Origin of the sequence: Curtobacterium sp. KBS0715, assembly GCF_005938005.2 — a bacterium.
Lineage (GTDB): Bacteria > Actinomycetota > Actinomycetes > Actinomycetales > Microbacteriaceae > Curtobacterium > Curtobacterium flaccumfaciens.
The window spans coordinates 1,107,171-1,120,458 of record NZ_VCCA02000001.1; the positions used below are offsets into that span (position 1 = coordinate 1,107,171).

The 13,288-nt window shown below is 72.0% G+C and carries 19 protein-coding genes; 11 read left to right on the forward strand and 8 right to left on the reverse strand.

Annotated elements, in window-relative coordinates; all coding sequences use genetic code 11:
• Window positions 1–22: 22 nt before the first annotated feature.
• Window positions 23–1,720: a beta-N-acetylhexosaminidase gene (locus tag FFG40_RS05420; RefSeq protein WP_138802504.1), complete on the reverse strand. Its 1,698-nt coding sequence runs from the start codon at window positions 1,718–1,720 to the stop codon at window positions 23–25.
• A gap of 62 nt (window positions 1,721–1,782) precedes the next feature.
• On the opposite strand from FFG40_RS05420, the gene FFG40_RS05425 reads away from it, so the two are divergent.
• Together FFG40_RS05425 and FFG40_RS05430 are read left to right on the forward strand one after the other, a co-directional pair.
• Window positions 1,783–2,964: an ROK family transcriptional regulator gene (locus FFG40_RS05425; RefSeq protein ID WP_185974098.1), complete on the forward strand. Its 1,182-nt coding sequence runs from the start codon at window positions 1,783–1,785 to the stop codon at window positions 2,962–2,964.
• Window positions 2,965–3,015: 51 nt separating this feature from the next.
• Window positions 3,016–3,786: a DedA family protein gene (locus FFG40_RS05430; protein WP_260678796.1), complete on the forward strand. Its 771-nt coding sequence runs from the start codon at window positions 3,016–3,018 to the stop codon at window positions 3,784–3,786.
• A gap of 3 nt (window positions 3,787–3,789) precedes the next feature.
• On the opposite strand, the gene FFG40_RS05435 is transcribed toward FFG40_RS05430, so the two are convergent.
• A complete protein-coding gene (locus FFG40_RS05435; protein ID WP_110858760.1) occupies window positions 3,790–3,993 on the reverse strand; it encodes a DUF2945 domain-containing protein in 204 nt (67 codons plus the stop codon).
• A 198-nt stretch (window positions 3,994–4,191) separates the two neighbouring features.
• Here FFG40_RS05435 and FFG40_RS05440 point away from each other — a divergent pair, with 198 nt between their 5' ends.
• Together FFG40_RS05440 and FFG40_RS05445 are read left to right on the forward strand one after the other, a co-directional pair.
• A complete protein-coding gene (locus FFG40_RS05440) occupies window positions 4,192–5,244 on the forward strand; it encodes a serine/threonine-protein kinase (protein WP_071246475.1) in 1,053 nt (350 codons plus the stop codon).
• Window positions 5,245–5,299: 55 nt separating this feature from the next.
• A complete protein-coding gene (locus FFG40_RS05445) occupies window positions 5,300–5,920 on the forward strand; it encodes a phosphoribosylanthranilate isomerase (protein WP_138802506.1) in 621 nt (206 codons plus the stop codon).
• A 100-nt stretch (window positions 5,921–6,020) separates the two neighbouring features.
• Here the strand turns inward: FFG40_RS05445 and FFG40_RS05450 are convergent, their stop codons facing one another.
• The 3 genes from FFG40_RS05450 to FFG40_RS05460 form a co-directional block, all read right to left on the reverse strand.
• Window positions 6,021–6,779 carry an HAD-IIB family hydrolase gene (locus tag FFG40_RS05450; protein WP_138802507.1) on the reverse strand — a complete coding sequence of 253 codons (759 nt, stop codon included), beginning with the start codon at window positions 6,777–6,779 and terminating at the stop codon, window positions 6,021–6,023.
• Window positions 6,780–6,861: 82 nt separating this feature from the next.
• Window positions 6,862–7,296, reverse strand: a complete 435-nt coding sequence (locus FFG40_RS05455) for an acyl-CoA thioesterase (RefSeq protein ID WP_017886352.1) — start codon at window positions 7,294–7,296, stop codon at window positions 6,862–6,864.
• Window positions 7,297–7,378: 82 nt separating this feature from the next.
• The gene (locus FFG40_RS05460; RefSeq protein ID WP_138802508.1) at window positions 7,379–7,975 is read right to left on the reverse strand and encodes a nitroreductase family protein; all 597 of its coding nucleotides are present in this window, start codon (window positions 7,973–7,975) and stop codon (window positions 7,379–7,381) included.
• Window positions 7,976–8,059: 84 nt separating this feature from the next.
• Between FFG40_RS05460 and FFG40_RS05465 the strand changes: the two genes are divergently transcribed.
• Entirely contained in the window at window positions 8,060–8,983 is a 924-nt protein-coding gene (locus tag FFG40_RS05465) for an AEC family transporter (RefSeq protein WP_071246473.1), read from the forward strand.
• A gap of 139 nt (window positions 8,984–9,122) precedes the next feature.
• Here the strand turns inward: FFG40_RS05465 and FFG40_RS17040 are convergent, their stop codons facing one another.
• Window positions 9,123–9,272, reverse strand: coding sequence for a hypothetical protein (locus tag FFG40_RS17040; protein WP_173032071.1), 150 nt, complete (start codon window positions 9,270–9,272; stop codon window positions 9,123–9,125).
• Here FFG40_RS17040 and FFG40_RS05470 point away from each other — a divergent pair.
• Entirely contained in the window at window positions 9,271–9,618 is a 348-nt protein-coding gene (locus FFG40_RS05470; RefSeq protein WP_232536581.1) for an aldehyde dehydrogenase, read from the forward strand. The two genes, FFG40_RS17040 and FFG40_RS05470, sit on opposite strands and share 2 nt — an antisense overlap.
• Window positions 9,619–9,633: 15 nt before the next feature.
• Here FFG40_RS05470 and FFG40_RS05475 read toward each other — a convergent pair whose 3' ends face one another.
• On the reverse strand, window positions 9,634–9,882 hold the full coding sequence (locus FFG40_RS05475) for a hypothetical protein (RefSeq protein ID WP_027464862.1): 249 nt from the start codon (window positions 9,880–9,882) through the stop codon (window positions 9,634–9,636).
• Window positions 9,883–10,057: 175 nt separating this feature from the next.
• Window positions 10,058–10,894, reverse strand: coding sequence for an exodeoxyribonuclease III (locus FFG40_RS05480; RefSeq protein ID WP_138802509.1), 837 nt, complete (start codon window positions 10,892–10,894; stop codon window positions 10,058–10,060).
• 115 nt (window positions 10,895–11,009) lie between these two features.
• Here FFG40_RS05480 and FFG40_RS05485 point away from each other — a divergent pair, with 115 nt between their 5' ends.
• Genes FFG40_RS05485 through FFG40_RS05505 form a run of 5 tightly spaced genes read left to right on the forward strand, consistent with a single transcriptional unit; the run spans window position 11,010 to window position 13,288 of the window.
• On the forward strand, window positions 11,010–11,504 hold the full coding sequence (locus FFG40_RS05485) for an Asp23/Gls24 family envelope stress response protein (RefSeq protein ID WP_138802510.1): 495 nt from the start codon (window positions 11,010–11,012) through the stop codon (window positions 11,502–11,504).
• Window positions 11,501–11,692, forward strand: coding sequence for a DUF2273 domain-containing protein (locus FFG40_RS05490; protein ID WP_027464859.1), 192 nt, complete (start codon window positions 11,501–11,503; stop codon window positions 11,690–11,692). Before FFG40_RS05485 ends, FFG40_RS05490 begins: the two co-directional genes overlap by 4 nt.
• Window positions 11,689–12,060, forward strand: a complete 372-nt coding sequence (locus FFG40_RS05495) for a hypothetical protein (protein ID WP_138802511.1) — start codon at window positions 11,689–11,691, stop codon at window positions 12,058–12,060. The genes FFG40_RS05490 and FFG40_RS05495 overlap by 4 nt, the downstream gene beginning before the upstream one ends.
• A complete protein-coding gene (locus tag FFG40_RS05500) occupies window positions 12,057–12,689 on the forward strand; it encodes a hypothetical protein (RefSeq protein ID WP_138802512.1) in 633 nt (210 codons plus the stop codon). The genes FFG40_RS05495 and FFG40_RS05500 overlap by 4 nt, the downstream gene beginning before the upstream one ends.
• A complete protein-coding gene (locus tag FFG40_RS05505) occupies window positions 12,686–13,288 on the forward strand; it encodes a hypothetical protein (protein ID WP_138802513.1) in 603 nt (200 codons plus the stop codon). The genes FFG40_RS05500 and FFG40_RS05505 overlap by 4 nt, the downstream gene beginning before the upstream one ends.

The window sequence follows — 13,288 nt, forward strand, 5'->3', positions numbered from 1 at the left end:
CGACGCGACCGCTCGACGCGCGCTACTCGGCGATGTTCGCCGTGACCGCGTCGATGTACGCGGCACGCTCCTCGCGCGAGTGCGGGCGCCCCTGCACGCCCGGTCGCTGCTCCCACGGGAACGGCCCGGCCTCGTGCCGGTACTCGATCCCCATGGCCTCGAGCCGGGCGGTGTGCTCGGCCAGGCGCCCGCGGAACTCGGCGAGGTCACGCGGCCCGGTGACGTCCGCCGACCACAGTGCCTCGGCGAGGGCGGCGACGCGGGGGAAGAGCTGGTAGTCGAGCCGACGGGCGGAGTCGACGTGCTCCGTCCACATGTTGCCCTGGCCGCCGATGACGTGGGCGCGCTCGGCGTCGGTGAGTCCGGACGGCACCGGGTCGAAGGCGAAGACGTCGTCGACGGTGAGCACGATCGAGACCGGGATCGGCTCGGTCGGCAGGTCGCTCTGGCGGTAGTCGAGGTACACCTGGTCGTCCGGCGACGAGATGACGTCGTGCCCGCGTCGGGCGGCGGTCCGTGCGCCGGTCAGCCCGCGCCAGGAGACCACCGTCGCCGAGGGGTCGAGCGTGCCACCCTCGAGGATCTCGTCCCACCCGAACGCCCGCCGGCCGTGCGACTCGACGTGTGCGGCGAGCTGCCCGATGATCCAGGCCTGCAGCTGTTCCTCGTCCTGCAGCCCGAGCTCGCGGATGCGCTCCTGGGTGCGCGGGTCGGTCTCCCACTGCACCTTCGGGCACTCGTCGCCGCCGATGCCGATGTATCCGGAGGGGAAGAGCGCGATGACCTCGTCGAGGACGTCCTTGAAGAAGTCGATCGTGGCGTCCTCGGCGTTCAGGACGTCGTCGGCGATGCCCCACTGGGTCCACACCTCGACCGGCTCGCCCGTGACGCCGAGCGACGGGTAGGCCGCCAGCGCCGCACGGACGTGCCCGGGGGCCTCGATCTCGGGGACGACGGTGACGAACCGGTCGGCCGCGTAGGCCACGATCTCGCGGATGTCGTCCTGCGTGTAGTACCCGCCGTGCGGGCGGCCGTCGAACCCGGCGACGACGAGTGTGCCGTCCGGCCCGGGGACGTGCGCGCCGACCTGGGACTCCCGACGCCAGGAGCCGACCTCGGTCAGGCGCGGGTGCTTCCGGATCTCGATGCGCCACCCCTGGTCCTCGGTGAGGTGGAAGTGCAGGCGGTTGATCCGGTGCGCGGCGAGCTGGTCGACGACCCGCATGACCTCGTGCTTCGTGCGGAAGTGGCGGGCGACGTCGAGCATCACGCCGCGCCAGGCGAAGGCCGGGGCGTCCTCGACGACCACGGCGGGGACGGACCACGGGCCGGTCGCGACCCGGCCGCGGCGGTACACGTCCGGGGGCAGCAGCTGCAGCAGGGCCTGCACGCCGTAGAAGACCCCGGCGGGCGAACCGCCGACGACGTCGATGCCGTCGGGCGTCACCGTGAGGCGGAACGACTCCGCCCGGTCGCCCTCCGGCGTCGTCGGGCCCGCGGGCAGGGACGGGTCGTCGGCGACGCGCAGCGCGATCGTGCCGGCCCCGGGTGCCGTGTCGTCGAGGGCGTCCCGCACCGGCAGCCCGGTCGATCCCCGCAGGGTCTGCTGCAGGTACAGTCGGACGGACTCGCTCGCCGGGTCCGCGGCGATCCGGGTCGACGAGGTGATCTCGAAGGCCCCGACACCGGGAGCGGTGCGGCGCGGTCGTGGGACGAGCATGTCGGAGCCACCATTCCTCAATGATCTTTCGTAATGTGGAGGCTATGACCGTGGAGCAGATCGTGTCAACGACCCCTGGCGTCGCGGGCGTCGTGGTGGCGACCCCCGGTGTCGTGGGGACGACCCCCGGCGTCCTGCGGCAGATGAACTCGCGGGCCATCCTCGACGAGCTCCTGCGCGACGACGTCTCCCGCACGGTCACCGAGCTCGGCCGCACGGTCGGACTCTCCCGCCCCACGGTCGAGGCCGCGCTCGCCGACCTGGTCGATCAGGGCTGGGTGACCGAGGCCGAGGCGATCGCGACCCCGAACAAGGCCGGTCGTCGCGCCAAGCGCTTCGCCGCGGACGCGTCGGCCGGCTCCGTGCTCGGCGTGGACCTCGGCCTGCACGGCATCGTCGGCGTGCGGGCGGACCTGCGCGGCGTCACGCTCGCCCGCGTCGAGGAGCGCTACACCGACCTCGCCGACGCCGAACAGGCCTGGTCGAGCGTGCAGGACGTGGTCCGTCGGCTGACGTCGCCCGTCGGTGGCGCGGTCGGCGGCCCCGCCGGTGGTGCGCCGGTGCTCGGTGCCACGTTCGGCGTCCCGGCGGTCGTCGACCGCGACGGGGCGATCGACTACACGGTCGCGGTGCCGGAGTGGGTCGAACGACGGGTGCCCGGCCGGATCCAGGACCTCTTCCCCGGGGTCGCCACCTTCTTCGACAACGACGCCAAGCTGGCCGCCACGGCCGAGGCCCGGTGGGGGCGGTTCCACGGCGTCCGGGACGGCCTGTACCTGGTCATGGGTCGGCAGATCGGTGCCGCCCTGGTGGTCGACGGCTCGTTGGCGCGCGGTGCGCGCGGTGCCGCCGGTGAGATGGGCGGCATCGCCTCGACCGGCTGGCCCGCCGCACCCGCCCGCCTGGAGGCCCGGATCCCGTCCGACACGGACCTCGAGTCCGTCTTCGCCGCGGCCGCCCAGGGCTCGGCGCCGGCCGTCGAGACCGTCCGTGCGTTCGCGGCCGACGTGGCACCCGGCGTCGTGCAGCTCGTGACGACGATCGACCCCGAGGTCGTCGTGGTCGGTGGCGAGGTCCTGCCGGCTGCGGAGGTCTTCTGCGCCGCGCTCGACGAGATCGTCACGCCACAGCTCCGGCACCCGGTGGCGTTCACCCCGTCAACCGTCGGACGGGACGCCGTGGCCCGGGGTGCGCTCGCCCGGTCGCTCGCGCACGTCCGATCCGTCCACATGGGACTCGGCTGACACCCAGGGAGCGCGCCGGGTCCTGACAGGGCGTTCAGGGATGCTGGGGGCATGACGACTGCCGTGACCGCCCGTGCCATGACCGTCGCCGGTGGCGACTCCACCGCTCCGTCGGACCTCGGGGGGCTCTCCGGCCTGGTGCTCCAGCTGATCGACGCGCTGGGGGAGTGGGGCGTCGGGCTGATGCTCTTCGTCGAGACGGTGTTCCCGCCCATCCCGTCCGAGGTCATCCTGCCGCTGGCCGGGTTCCTCGCCGGCGCCGGCCAGATGAACCTGGTCCTGGTCCTGGTGCTGGCGACGATCGGCTCGTACCTCGGGGCGCTGGTGCTGTACTGGCTCGGCGCGAAGATCGGGTTCGAACGCACCACGCGGTGGTTCGGCAAGCTGCCCCTCGTCGACGAGGACGACTTCCGCAAGGCAGCCGGCTGGTTCCACCGGCACGGCAAGAGCGCGGTCTTCTTCGGCCGGTTCGTCCCGATCGTCCGCAGCCTCATCTCGTTGCCGGCCGGCGCCGACCGCATGCACCTCGGCACGTTCTCGGTGTTCACGATCATCGCGAGCGGCATCTGGAACAGTGCGCTCGTGCTGCTCGGTGCCGCGTTCGGGTCGCAGTACGACCAGGTCGAGGCCTACACCGAGTGGATCGACCGCGTGCTCTACGTCGCGATCGCTGCGGTCGTGGTGACCTTCGTCGTGCGCCGGATCCGCCGTGTGCGCGCCGAGCGGCGCACGGGCGGCCCCGACGACCACGACGACGCCGCCGGCAGCTCTGCCGTGGGCGGTGCCCGGGGTCGTCGTCGCGCCGAGCCCGCCCGCGACTGAGCCTCAGGCCTTCGTCAGCGCCGACTCCTTGTGGGCGGCCTGCTTGCCGCTCTTCTCCGACTCGACGATCCAGTACGGGTCGTCGTCGGTCGGCTTGAAGTGCTGCCCGTCGAACTCGAAGTCGCTCGTCCGCTTGCGCACGAGCGTGCCGGTCGTCCTGCCCTGCGAGGTGTTCCAGTGCACCTCGTCACCCTTCGACAACGCCATGCTGTCCTCCTTGCGCGATTCCTCGTCCTGGTGGAGGTCGGACTGTACCCCGTCGATCCCCGGAAACCCGGGGGAGTACGGCGATCACGATGTCGTAACGGCCATGCGGATCGAGAGTCGGACGCGTACCGTTTCCCTTGAGTCCACACGTCGGCAGCGGCCGCGGAACCACGGGCTCCGGACGGGACGACGGACACCATGACCCTGCTGGACAGCGCGCGGGCGGACACCGTCCTCTCTGCGCGGTACCGGCTCGTGAAGCTCATCGGCACCGGCGGCATGGGATCCGTCTACGAAGCCCGTGACGAGCACACGTACCGGGCCGTGGCCGTGAAGCTCTTCGCGACCCCGGACAAGATGACCACCGCCGACCGCGTCCGCCAGGAGCGCGAGATCCGGCTGCTCAGCATGCTCTCCCACCCGGGGCTCATCCCGCTGTACGACGCCGGCACCCACGAGTTCGAGGACGGCCCGCACCGGTTCATCGTGATGGAGCTCATCGCCGACACCACGCTGCTCCGCCGCCTGTCCGAGGGTGCCCTGCACAACTACGAGGTGGCCGACCTCGGTGCGCAGCTCGCCGACGCCCTGGCCTACGTGCACTCCCGCGGCATCGTGCACCGCGACGTGAAGCCCGCCAACATCCTGATCAGCGACGAGGGCTCGTCCGGGTTCGCCCGCACGGTCAAGCTCACCGACTTCGGCGTCGCCCACTTCGTCGACGGCTCCCGCCTGACGAACGACGGCACGGTCATCGGCACCGCCGCCTACCTCAGCCCGGAGCAGGTGGCCGGCGAACCGATCAGCTTCGCCACCGACGTGTACTCGCTCGGGCTCGTCCTGCTCGAGGCGCTGACCGGCAAGCAGGAGTACTCGGGCACCCTGATCGAGGCCGCACTCGCCCGGCTCCGTCGCGATCCCGAGATCCCGGACGACGTCGCCGACGAGTGGCGCGAGCTGCTCAGCCGGATGACCGCCCGCGACCCGGAGCGCCGGCCCACGGCGGTCGCCATCGCCAACGCGCTGCGCGGCGGGTCCACCCAGATCACCGGCCCGGTGCCGCTCGGCCCGGAACGCGTGAAGCACCAGCGCGACCACCGCATGCACCGCGCCGCGCACCGGCACGCCAAGCGCGGCACGTTCTCCGCGGTGCGTCGCTGGCGCCGGCGGAACGTCCTGGTCGGGTCCTTCGCGGCCTTCGGCGTCACCGCGGCCTGCGTGGCCGCCTACGTCGCGGGTGCCCTGCACTGACCCGCTCGGCGGCTCCGTGCTCCGAGCACCGGAGCGCCCTGGCAGGATGGACAGCATGACCGACCAGCGCTGGATCAAGATCTGTGGCCTGTCGACGCCCGACACCGTGGACGCCGCCATCGACGCGGGTGCCGACGCCGTCGGGTTCGTCTTCGCGGCGGGCAGCCCCCGGACCGTCACCGCCGACCTGGCGAAGGAACTGGTCGAGCGGGTGCCGGACGGCATCGACGCCGTCGGGGTCTTCCGCGACCAGAAGATCGACGAGATCGTGGGCATCGCCTCCGAGGTCGGGCTCACCACGCTGCAGCTGCACGGTGGCGAGTCGGCGTCCGACTTCGCCCGCGCGCGCGATGCCGGCTTCTTCACCATCCGGGCCATCGCGGCCGAGGACTACCTGCGCGAGACGCCCGAACAGCGCGCCGCGTTCGACCACGACCTGCTGCTGCTCGATGCCGCCGTGCCCGGCAGCGGTCGGCTCGTCGACGCGGCCACGATCGACGGCGTGGACGAGGCCTGGATCCTCGCCGGCGGGCTGACCCCGGCCAACGTGGTCGCCGCGGTCGAGGCACTCGACCCCGACGGCGTCGACGTGTCGAGCGGCGTCGAGTCCGAGCGCGGCGTCAAGGACCCCGCGAAGATCCGCGCCTTCGTCGAGGCCGTCCGCAGTCTGGGCTGAGTGCCCGGCTGCATCGGTCGCGTTCGCGGCTCTGGACGCGACCGCGGACGGACAGGAGGCGCGGTGCGGGCCCGCCACGGGCCTCCCGTCCGCCGCGCGCTCAGCGCAGGGTGGGGATGAGCTCCGTCAGGAACGCGTCGGTGTCCTCCCAGCCCTCGACCGCGTGGCAGGGGACGCCGAGCGCCTTGACCGGGTAGTCGTTGCCCTCGGGGTCGAGCCGGTCGCCCACGAAGAGCATGTCGTCGAGCGCGATGCCGGTGATCTCGGCGAGACGCTGCATGCCGTAGGCCTTGTCGATGCCCTTGCGGGTGATGTCGATGCTCGTGGAGCCGCCCGAGCGGACCTCGAGGTCGGGCAGGTCCTGCTGCACCAGACGGCGCAGGTGGTCCTTCTTCTCGCCGGTCGGGTCCCACTGCTTCTTGACGTCCACCGGGGCCGACTGGCCGAGGGCGGAGAACGTGATCTGCGACCCGCGGTCCTCGAGGATGGCGCCCCAGGTCTCGGACTCCCAGTACCCGGCGTCCTTCGCACGGGCCTCGACCGCGGCGAGGGCGCGGTCCTTCTGCTCGTCGGTGAGGTCCTCGGCGTACTGCAGTGCCCAGTCCTGGTCCTCCCAGCGGTAGTAGCGGGTGCCGCAGGTCGGCAGGAGGTGCAGGGCGTCGAGCGTCAGGCCCTCGCGCTGCCGGAGCGGGGTGACCAGCTGCTGCTCGAACTGGGTGAAGTTGCCGCCGGAGATGACCGCGACCGGCACGACCTCGAGCAGGGACGCGAAGGTCTCGAGCATGCGGGGGTCGAGGGAGGACTTCGACGGGGCGAGCGTGTCGTCCAGGTCGAAGGCGACGAGGCGGGGCGTGGTCATGCCACCGATCCTGCCAGAGCCCGCCGACCACCCGCCGGGTGCGACCACCCGGGTGCCCGGGTGCTGCGCGATGTCTGCGGGGTCACGCGCGGTGCGTGGCGGGGACCCGGTCACGGGCGTAGGTGATGTCCGTGTAGCCGTGCGGGGCGGGGTTGCCGTCCTCGTCGAGGTTCACGAACACGACCTCGTCGATCGTCAGGATGCTGCGGTGCGTGAAGAGGTTGCGCGCCTCGGCCCGCATGGTCAGCGACGTCCGGCCGAACCTCGTGGCGACGAGGCCGATCTCGACGATGTCGCCCTCCTTCGCCGAGGACAGGAAGTTGATCTCCGACATGTACTTCGTGACGACCTTGCCGTTGCCGAGCTGGATGATCGCGTAGACCGCGGCTTCCTCGTCGATCCAGCGGAGCAGGCTGCCGCCGAACAGGGTGCCGTTGGCGTTGAGGTCCTCCGGTCGCACCCACTTCCGGGTGTAGAAGTTCATCTCCGGCGGGGCGTCGTCCTGGTGCTGATCCATGTCACGTCATGGTACGCCGACGGCCGCGCCCCCGCAGGGACGCGGCCGTCGTGGCGATCGCGGGCGGCGGTGCCGCCGGTGCTCACTCCTTGACGAGGACGACCTCGTCGAGGGGGATGCGGGTGCGCGGGGCGACCTCGCGCTCGGCGGCCTTGTCTTCGAGCTGCGACGGGTGTGCGACGGTGCCGACGGCCGTGACCGTGTACGGCAGGAACCGCTCGGGCAGGTCGAACGCGGCGCGGAGCCCGGCGGCGTCGATGCCCGCCATCTGGTGCACGTGCAGCCCCTCGGCGTGCGCCTGCACGGTCAGGGCGGCGAGCGACTGGCCGAGGTCGTACTGCGCGAAGGCACGCTCCTCGCCGTCGGCGGTCACGGTCTCGAGCACGCCGACGACGAGGGCGCTGGCGCGGAAGGCCCAGGCGGCGTTGAAGCCGAGCAGGTTCTCGTTGATCTTCCGGAACGTCTCGGTGCCACGGCGGCCGGCGATGAAGCGTCGGGGCTGGAAGTTCATGGCCGAGGGTGCCCACCGAGCGGCCTCGAGGACGGCGTCGAGCTGGTCGTCCGAGATCGTCGCGGTCTCGTCGTAGGAGCGGGGGCTCCAGCGCTCCTCGAGCAGCGGCACGAGCGGCTGGCTGGAGTCGGTGGACCGGGTGAGGGTGTCGGCGTTCGTCGAGGTCATGATGCGCTCAACGGTATTCGATGCGTACGCATTTCCGACCTGAGTGACGTCACATCACCGCCGGCAGGTGCCAGGATGGACGGGATGGGTGGCGTGTTGACCGGCTTCGCGATCATCGGCGCGATCATCGCCGGTGGGTACGTCGTCGGACGCATCGGTCTGCTGGGTCCGCACGCGCAGTTCGTGATGAGTCGGCTCGCGTTCTTCGTGCTGATGCCGTGCCTGCTGTTCCACACCATCGCGACCGCCGACATCGCGTCGCTGCTGTCGTCGATGCTCTGGGTCTCGCTGCTGAGTGCCGCCGTGGTCGCCCTCGGTGCCGCCGCCGTGTTCCGCCTCGTGCTGCGCCGTCCCGTCACCACGACCACCGTCGGCGCCTTGGCTTCCAGCTACGTCAACGCGAACAACATCGGACTGCCGGTGGCCGTGTACGTGCTCGGCCAGGCGACCGCGGTCGTGCCCGTGATCCTGCTGCAGCTCGTCGTGATGGCCCCGATCGCGCTGACGATCCTGGACGCTGCGACCGCGGGAGGCGGCGGGTGGGGTCGGCGGATCGCGGGGCCGTTCCGGAACCCGATCATCATCGCGTCGCTCGTCGGGCTCGTGTGCTCGGCGACGGGGATCACGCTGCCCGACCCGGTGCTCGAGCCGTTCTCGCTCGTCGGCGCGGCCGCGGTGCCCGTCGTGCTGCTGTCGTTCGGGATGAGCCTGCACGGTGCGACCCCGCTGCGGGACCCGGCGATCCGCACCGACGTCATCGTCGCGTCGTCGATCAAGCTCGTGGTGATGCCGGCCGTGGCGTTCGTGTTCGCACGCTTCGTGTTCGGGCTCGGCGACCAGGAGGTCTTCGTGCTCACCACCCTCGGCGCCCTGCCGGCGGCGCAGAACGTCTTCAACTACGCGCAGCGGTACGGGGCAGCGGTCCCGGTGGCGCGCGACGTCGTGCTCATCTCGACGCTCGGCTCGGTGCCCGTGCTCGTCGCGATCGCCGCCCTGCTGCACCCGTAGCGCGCCGTGGTCGCGCGACGCGGCGGACGGGAGGCCCTTGGCGGGGCCGCACCGGGCCTCCCGTCCGGCCGTGGTGGCGACCACCGCGGATGGTGAGCAGCAGAGGTCAGGTCGCGTCCGCCGACCCGACCCGTTCTGCTCACGAAGCGCGGACGGCACGCGCGTACCCTGGCGGGCACGCGGGGCGGACCGCTCCGTGACCGATGACCACGACGAGGAGACCGGCGATGGACACGATGGCGATGATGAAGAACATGTCGATGACGGACATGCCCATGGAGATGGACATGGACATGATGCAGGACACGATGATGGCGATGAACGCCGCGTCGATGGCGGCGACGATGTGCTCCGCGGCCGACATGCGGATGGGCGGCGAGATGGCCACCTGCGCCGCGATGTGCTCGAACACCGCGATGCTCGCCGACACCGGCATGCGGATGATGATGCGTCCGATGGGGATGGACACCGCCGCGATGCAGGCGATGCTCATGGCCGTCGTCGCGATGGGCACCGCGTGTGCCGCCGAGTGCCGCCAGCACCAGGACATGGACGAGTCGTGCCGGTACTGCGCCATGGCCTGCGACGAGATGGTGTCGAAGTGCCAGGCGATGCTCGACTCGATGGCGGCCTGACCCGCTCCGCCTGCGCTACGCGACGCGTGCGGTGGTCTGTCGACCGCCGGCGCTGAGGATCTCTGCGACCGGGTGGTGGGCGACCGGCTCGCCGACCGACAGGACGCCGTCGGCGTCCGCCACCCGCAGCTGCGTGATGCTCCCGTCGAGGAACAGCACCACGGCGTCGGCTGCGCGGGTCTCGACGACGATGCCGTCGCGCCACGCACCGGGGGCCGCGGTCGCCATGAGGCGCTGGATGGGAAGGATCGTCGTGCGGGACATGGCTTCACCTGCTCTCGAAGGGGTTCGGTGCAGGAAACCTACGTCGGCGTGACGGACGGCTCAATCACGGCGGACGCCGGGCGTAACAGAGCCGGACGGGCGCCGGGCCGGGCCGGGCTGGGCCGGGCCGGGCTGGGCCGGGCCGGGCCGGGCCGGGCCGGTGACCCGACTCCGATCAGAAGATCATCGGGCGGTCGTCGTCGAGCGACGTGTCCAGGTCGAGGTCGACCACCACGGGGACGTGGTCGCTCGGGGCGTCGCCCTTCCGCTCGTTCCGGTGGATCGAAGCGTCGGTGACGACGTCCGCGAAGGCCTGCGAACCGAGGACGAAGTCGATGCGCATGCCCTCGTTGCGCGGGAACCGCAGCTGCTTGTAGTCCCAGTAGGTGTAGCCGTCGGGCACGATCGGGCGGACGACGTCCTGCAGACCCCGCGCCTCGAACTCGCGGAACGCGGCCCGCTCGGGCTCGCTGACGTGGGTCGACCCCTCGAAGACCCGCATGTCCCAGACGTCCTGGTCGAGCGGTGCGACGTTCCAGTCGCCCATCAGCGCGAGCGGGGTCTCCGGCGACGCCTGGATCCACTCCGAAGTGCGGTCGGCCAGCTGGGCGAGCCAGTCGAGCTTGTACGTGTAGTGCGGGTCGCCGAGCTCGCGGCCGTTCGGCACGTAGAGGCTCCAGAGCCGCACACCGTCGACTGTGACGCCGATCGCGCGGGCCTCGACCGGCAGGTCCGGCCCCTCGTGGCCCTTCAGGAACCCGGGCTGGCCGGGGAAGTCCCGGGTGACGTCCTCCATCGGCAGCCGGCTGGCGAACGCGACGCCGTTCCACTGGTTCAGGCCGTGCGCCTCGACGTGGTACCCAGCGGCCTCGAACTGCTCGACCGGGAACTGCTCCGGCTTGCACTTGATCTCCTGCATGCCGAGGACATCGACGTCCTCACGCACCAGCCAGTCGACGATCCGACCCACTCGGGTGCGGACGGAGTTCACGTTCCAGGTCGCGACGCGCATGGAACAAGAACCTACCGGTGCCGACTGACGACGAGGTCGGCAGGTGCGCCGCCTGTGCGGTGTACGGCACGATGGTGTTCGCTGGAGGCCAGCAATCGATCGCACGGAGGCAGCAATGGCATCGACGACGAACCGCGTCGACGGGACCACGACCGGGGCCACGCTCGGCACCGAGGCCGGTAGCACCCAGCCCGCCGGCACCACCACGACGCAGGTCACCGCCAAGGGCAGGACCATCATCGACGACACGGTCGTCGCGAAGGTCGCGGGCATCGCCGCCCGCGACGTCCCCGGTGTCTTCGCGCTCGGCGGCAACGCCTCGCGGGCGTTCGGTGCCATCCGCGACGCCATCGGCTCGAGTGCGCTCGGTCAGGGCGTCCGTGTCGAGGTCGGTGAGACCCAGGTGGCCGTCGACCTGACCATCGTCGTCGACTACCCGACGCCGATGATGGAGGTCGCCTCCGCGGTGCGCGCCGCCGTGACGAACGCCGTCACCGAACTCGTCGGCCTCGAGGTCACCGAGGTCAACATCGCCATCAACGACGTGAACATCCCGGCGCTCAACGGCGTCGCGGACGAGCTCGACACCCGGGACGGTCGAGTCCGGTGAACGCCACCGTCGTCGGGATGGGCACCGGCGCCCTGCTCGCGATCGTCGCCGTGACGCTCGGGTTCTGGGCGTTCGTCGTCGTCGCCGTCTGCATGGCGGTCGGCGCTCTGGTCGCCCGCATCGTCACGGGCGACGTCGACTTCCGCCGCTTGCTCGACGTGCTGCGCGGACGCCGGAGCTCGTCGTGAGCGACGCCGCCGTCGCCACGACCGGCGACAGCGGCGTCCGGCTCCGCGGCTCCGACCGCATCGGCACGTCGGCGCTGGTGCACACCGCCCAGGCGGTCGCCGCCGAAGCACTGCGCGTGGCCTTCCGGGAGGTCCGTGCCCGGGTCGCCGACGACGGTCGCGGCGCTCTGGTGGTCGAGATCACCGCCCCGCTCGCCCTGCCGGTGCTGGGCTCGCACGCACTCCCCGACGAACCGGTCGTCGCCACGGCGCACCGGGCTCGCGGCACGATCGCCGAGCGCTTCCGGACCATCACCGGCCGACAGGTCGCCCGCGTGACCGTGACCTTCGCCTCGTCGGTCGTGGACACTCCGCGGAGGGTCCGGTGACCGCCGCCGGGCGCACTGATCCGGTCGTCCCCGCCGGCCCCGCGCACGACGACCACCGCGCCACCTACCGTCGCCTGCTGCGCCGCGAGACCCACGTCTCCCGCTCCGCCGCAGTCGTCGTCGCGATGCTCATCGCCCTGGTGCTCGCCGCCGCCGCGGTCTTCGCCGGTGCGCTCGTCCTGCTCGACCAGAACGTCCTGGGTGTCGACCCCCGTGCCGTGGTCGACGCCGCGCTCGCGGCCCCGGACGGCCTCGAGACCACCGTCGTGATCGGCATCGGCGCCATCGTGGCCCTGATTGGGCTCGTCCTGCTGCTGCAGGGGGTCCTGCCCCAGCGCCGTCCACGGCACGTGATGTCGTCCGACCGGCTCGCAGTCGTCGTCGACGACGAGGTCCTGGCCTCCGCCGCGGCCCGCGCCGCCCGTTCCGCGACCCGTCTGGGCGCCGACGCCGCCGTGGGCACCGTCGGCCGCCGCACGGTCGACGTCGTGCTCCGGCCCGCAGCCGGGGTGGACGTCCCCGCGGTGGCCGCGACCGAGGCCGTCGAGCGGGAGTTCGCCGCGATCGACGCGCAGCCGGCCCTCGCCGCGCGCGTCCGGGTGCAGCCGACGGGGCGGGTGGACGGATGAACGCCACGAACCGCGCGCTCGGCCGCGCGGCATTGGTCCTGCTCGGGCTCGTCCTGCTCGTCGCCGGGGTCGCCGCGATCCTGGTGCAGACCGCGCAGGGGCTGCCCCTCGTCGCATCGTGGTGGCGCACGGTCGGCGATGCCCTCGCCGGACTCGGCACCGGTGCATCGCGTGACGACTCGGTGTTCGCGTGGACCTGCGTGCTCGGCGGTGGCGTCGTGCTCGGCGTGCTCGCCCTCGTCGTGCTGACGACCCTCGGCGGTGGCCGCGAGGACACCGTCGTGGACAGCGACGGTTCGGCCGACGGCGTCGCCGGCTCGGTGCGCATCGAGTCCACCGCCGTGCAGCACGCGCTCTCCTCGGCCATCGGCGACATGCCGCAGGTCGGGTCGCTCGCCGTCGACGTCTACCGGGTCCGCGGAGGCCGCGCGATCCGGGTGCGGGTCCGTCCGCGCCGGGGGGCCGCGCCGCGCGAGATCACCGAACGGGTCGAGGCCGTCGTCGCCGACCTGGACGCCCTGCTCGGCGAACGCCTGCCCGTGCTGCTCCAGATCGCCCGCGGTGGGTCGGGGTCCTCCCGCCCGGACCGCGTGCACTGA

Coding starts and splice junctions, on each gene's coding strand:
- FFG40_RS05420 (WP_138802504.1), bottom strand. CDS start 1,720: ATGCTCGTCCCACGACCGCGCCGCACCGCTCCCGGTGTCGGGGCCTTC.
- FFG40_RS05475 (WP_027464862.1), bottom strand. CDS start 9,882: ATGTCCCGCACGACGATCCTTCCCATCCAGCGCCTCATGGCGACCGCG.
- FFG40_RS05440 (WP_071246475.1), top strand. CDS start 4,192: ATGACCCTGCTGGACAGCGCGCGGGCGGACACCGTCCTCTCTGCGCGG.
- FFG40_RS05465 (WP_071246473.1), top strand. CDS start 8,060: ATGGGTGGCGTGTTGACCGGCTTCGCGATCATCGGCGCGATCATCGCC.
- FFG40_RS05480 (WP_138802509.1), bottom strand. CDS start 10,894: ATGCGCGTCGCGACCTGGAACGTGAACTCCGTCCGCACCCGAGTGGGT.
- FFG40_RS05430 (WP_260678796.1), top strand. CDS start 3,016: ATGACGACTGCCGTGACCGCCCGTGCCATGACCGTCGCCGGTGGCGAC.
- FFG40_RS05470 (WP_232536581.1), top strand. CDS start 9,271: ATGGACATGATGCAGGACACGATGATGGCGATGAACGCCGCGTCGATG.
- FFG40_RS05435 (WP_110858760.1), bottom strand. CDS start 3,993: ATGGCGTTGTCGAAGGGTGACGAGGTGCACTGGAACACCTCGCAGGGC.
- FFG40_RS05450 (WP_138802507.1), bottom strand. CDS start 6,779: ATGACCACGCCCCGCCTCGTCGCCTTCGACCTGGACGACACGCTCGCC.
- FFG40_RS05485 (WP_138802510.1), top strand. CDS start 11,010: ATGGCATCGACGACGAACCGCGTCGACGGGACCACGACCGGGGCCACG.
- FFG40_RS17040 (WP_173032071.1), bottom strand. CDS start 9,272: ATGTCCATCTCCATGGGCATGTCCGTCATCGACATGTTCTTCATCATC.
- FFG40_RS05455 (WP_017886352.1), bottom strand. CDS start 7,296: ATGGATCAGCACCAGGACGACGCCCCGCCGGAGATGAACTTCTACACC.
- FFG40_RS05505 (WP_138802513.1), top strand. CDS start 12,686: ATGAACGCCACGAACCGCGCGCTCGGCCGCGCGGCATTGGTCCTGCTC.
- FFG40_RS05445 (WP_138802506.1), top strand. CDS start 5,300: ATGACCGACCAGCGCTGGATCAAGATCTGTGGCCTGTCGACGCCCGAC.
- FFG40_RS05460 (WP_138802508.1), bottom strand. CDS start 7,975: ATGACCTCGACGAACGCCGACACCCTCACCCGGTCCACCGACTCCAGC.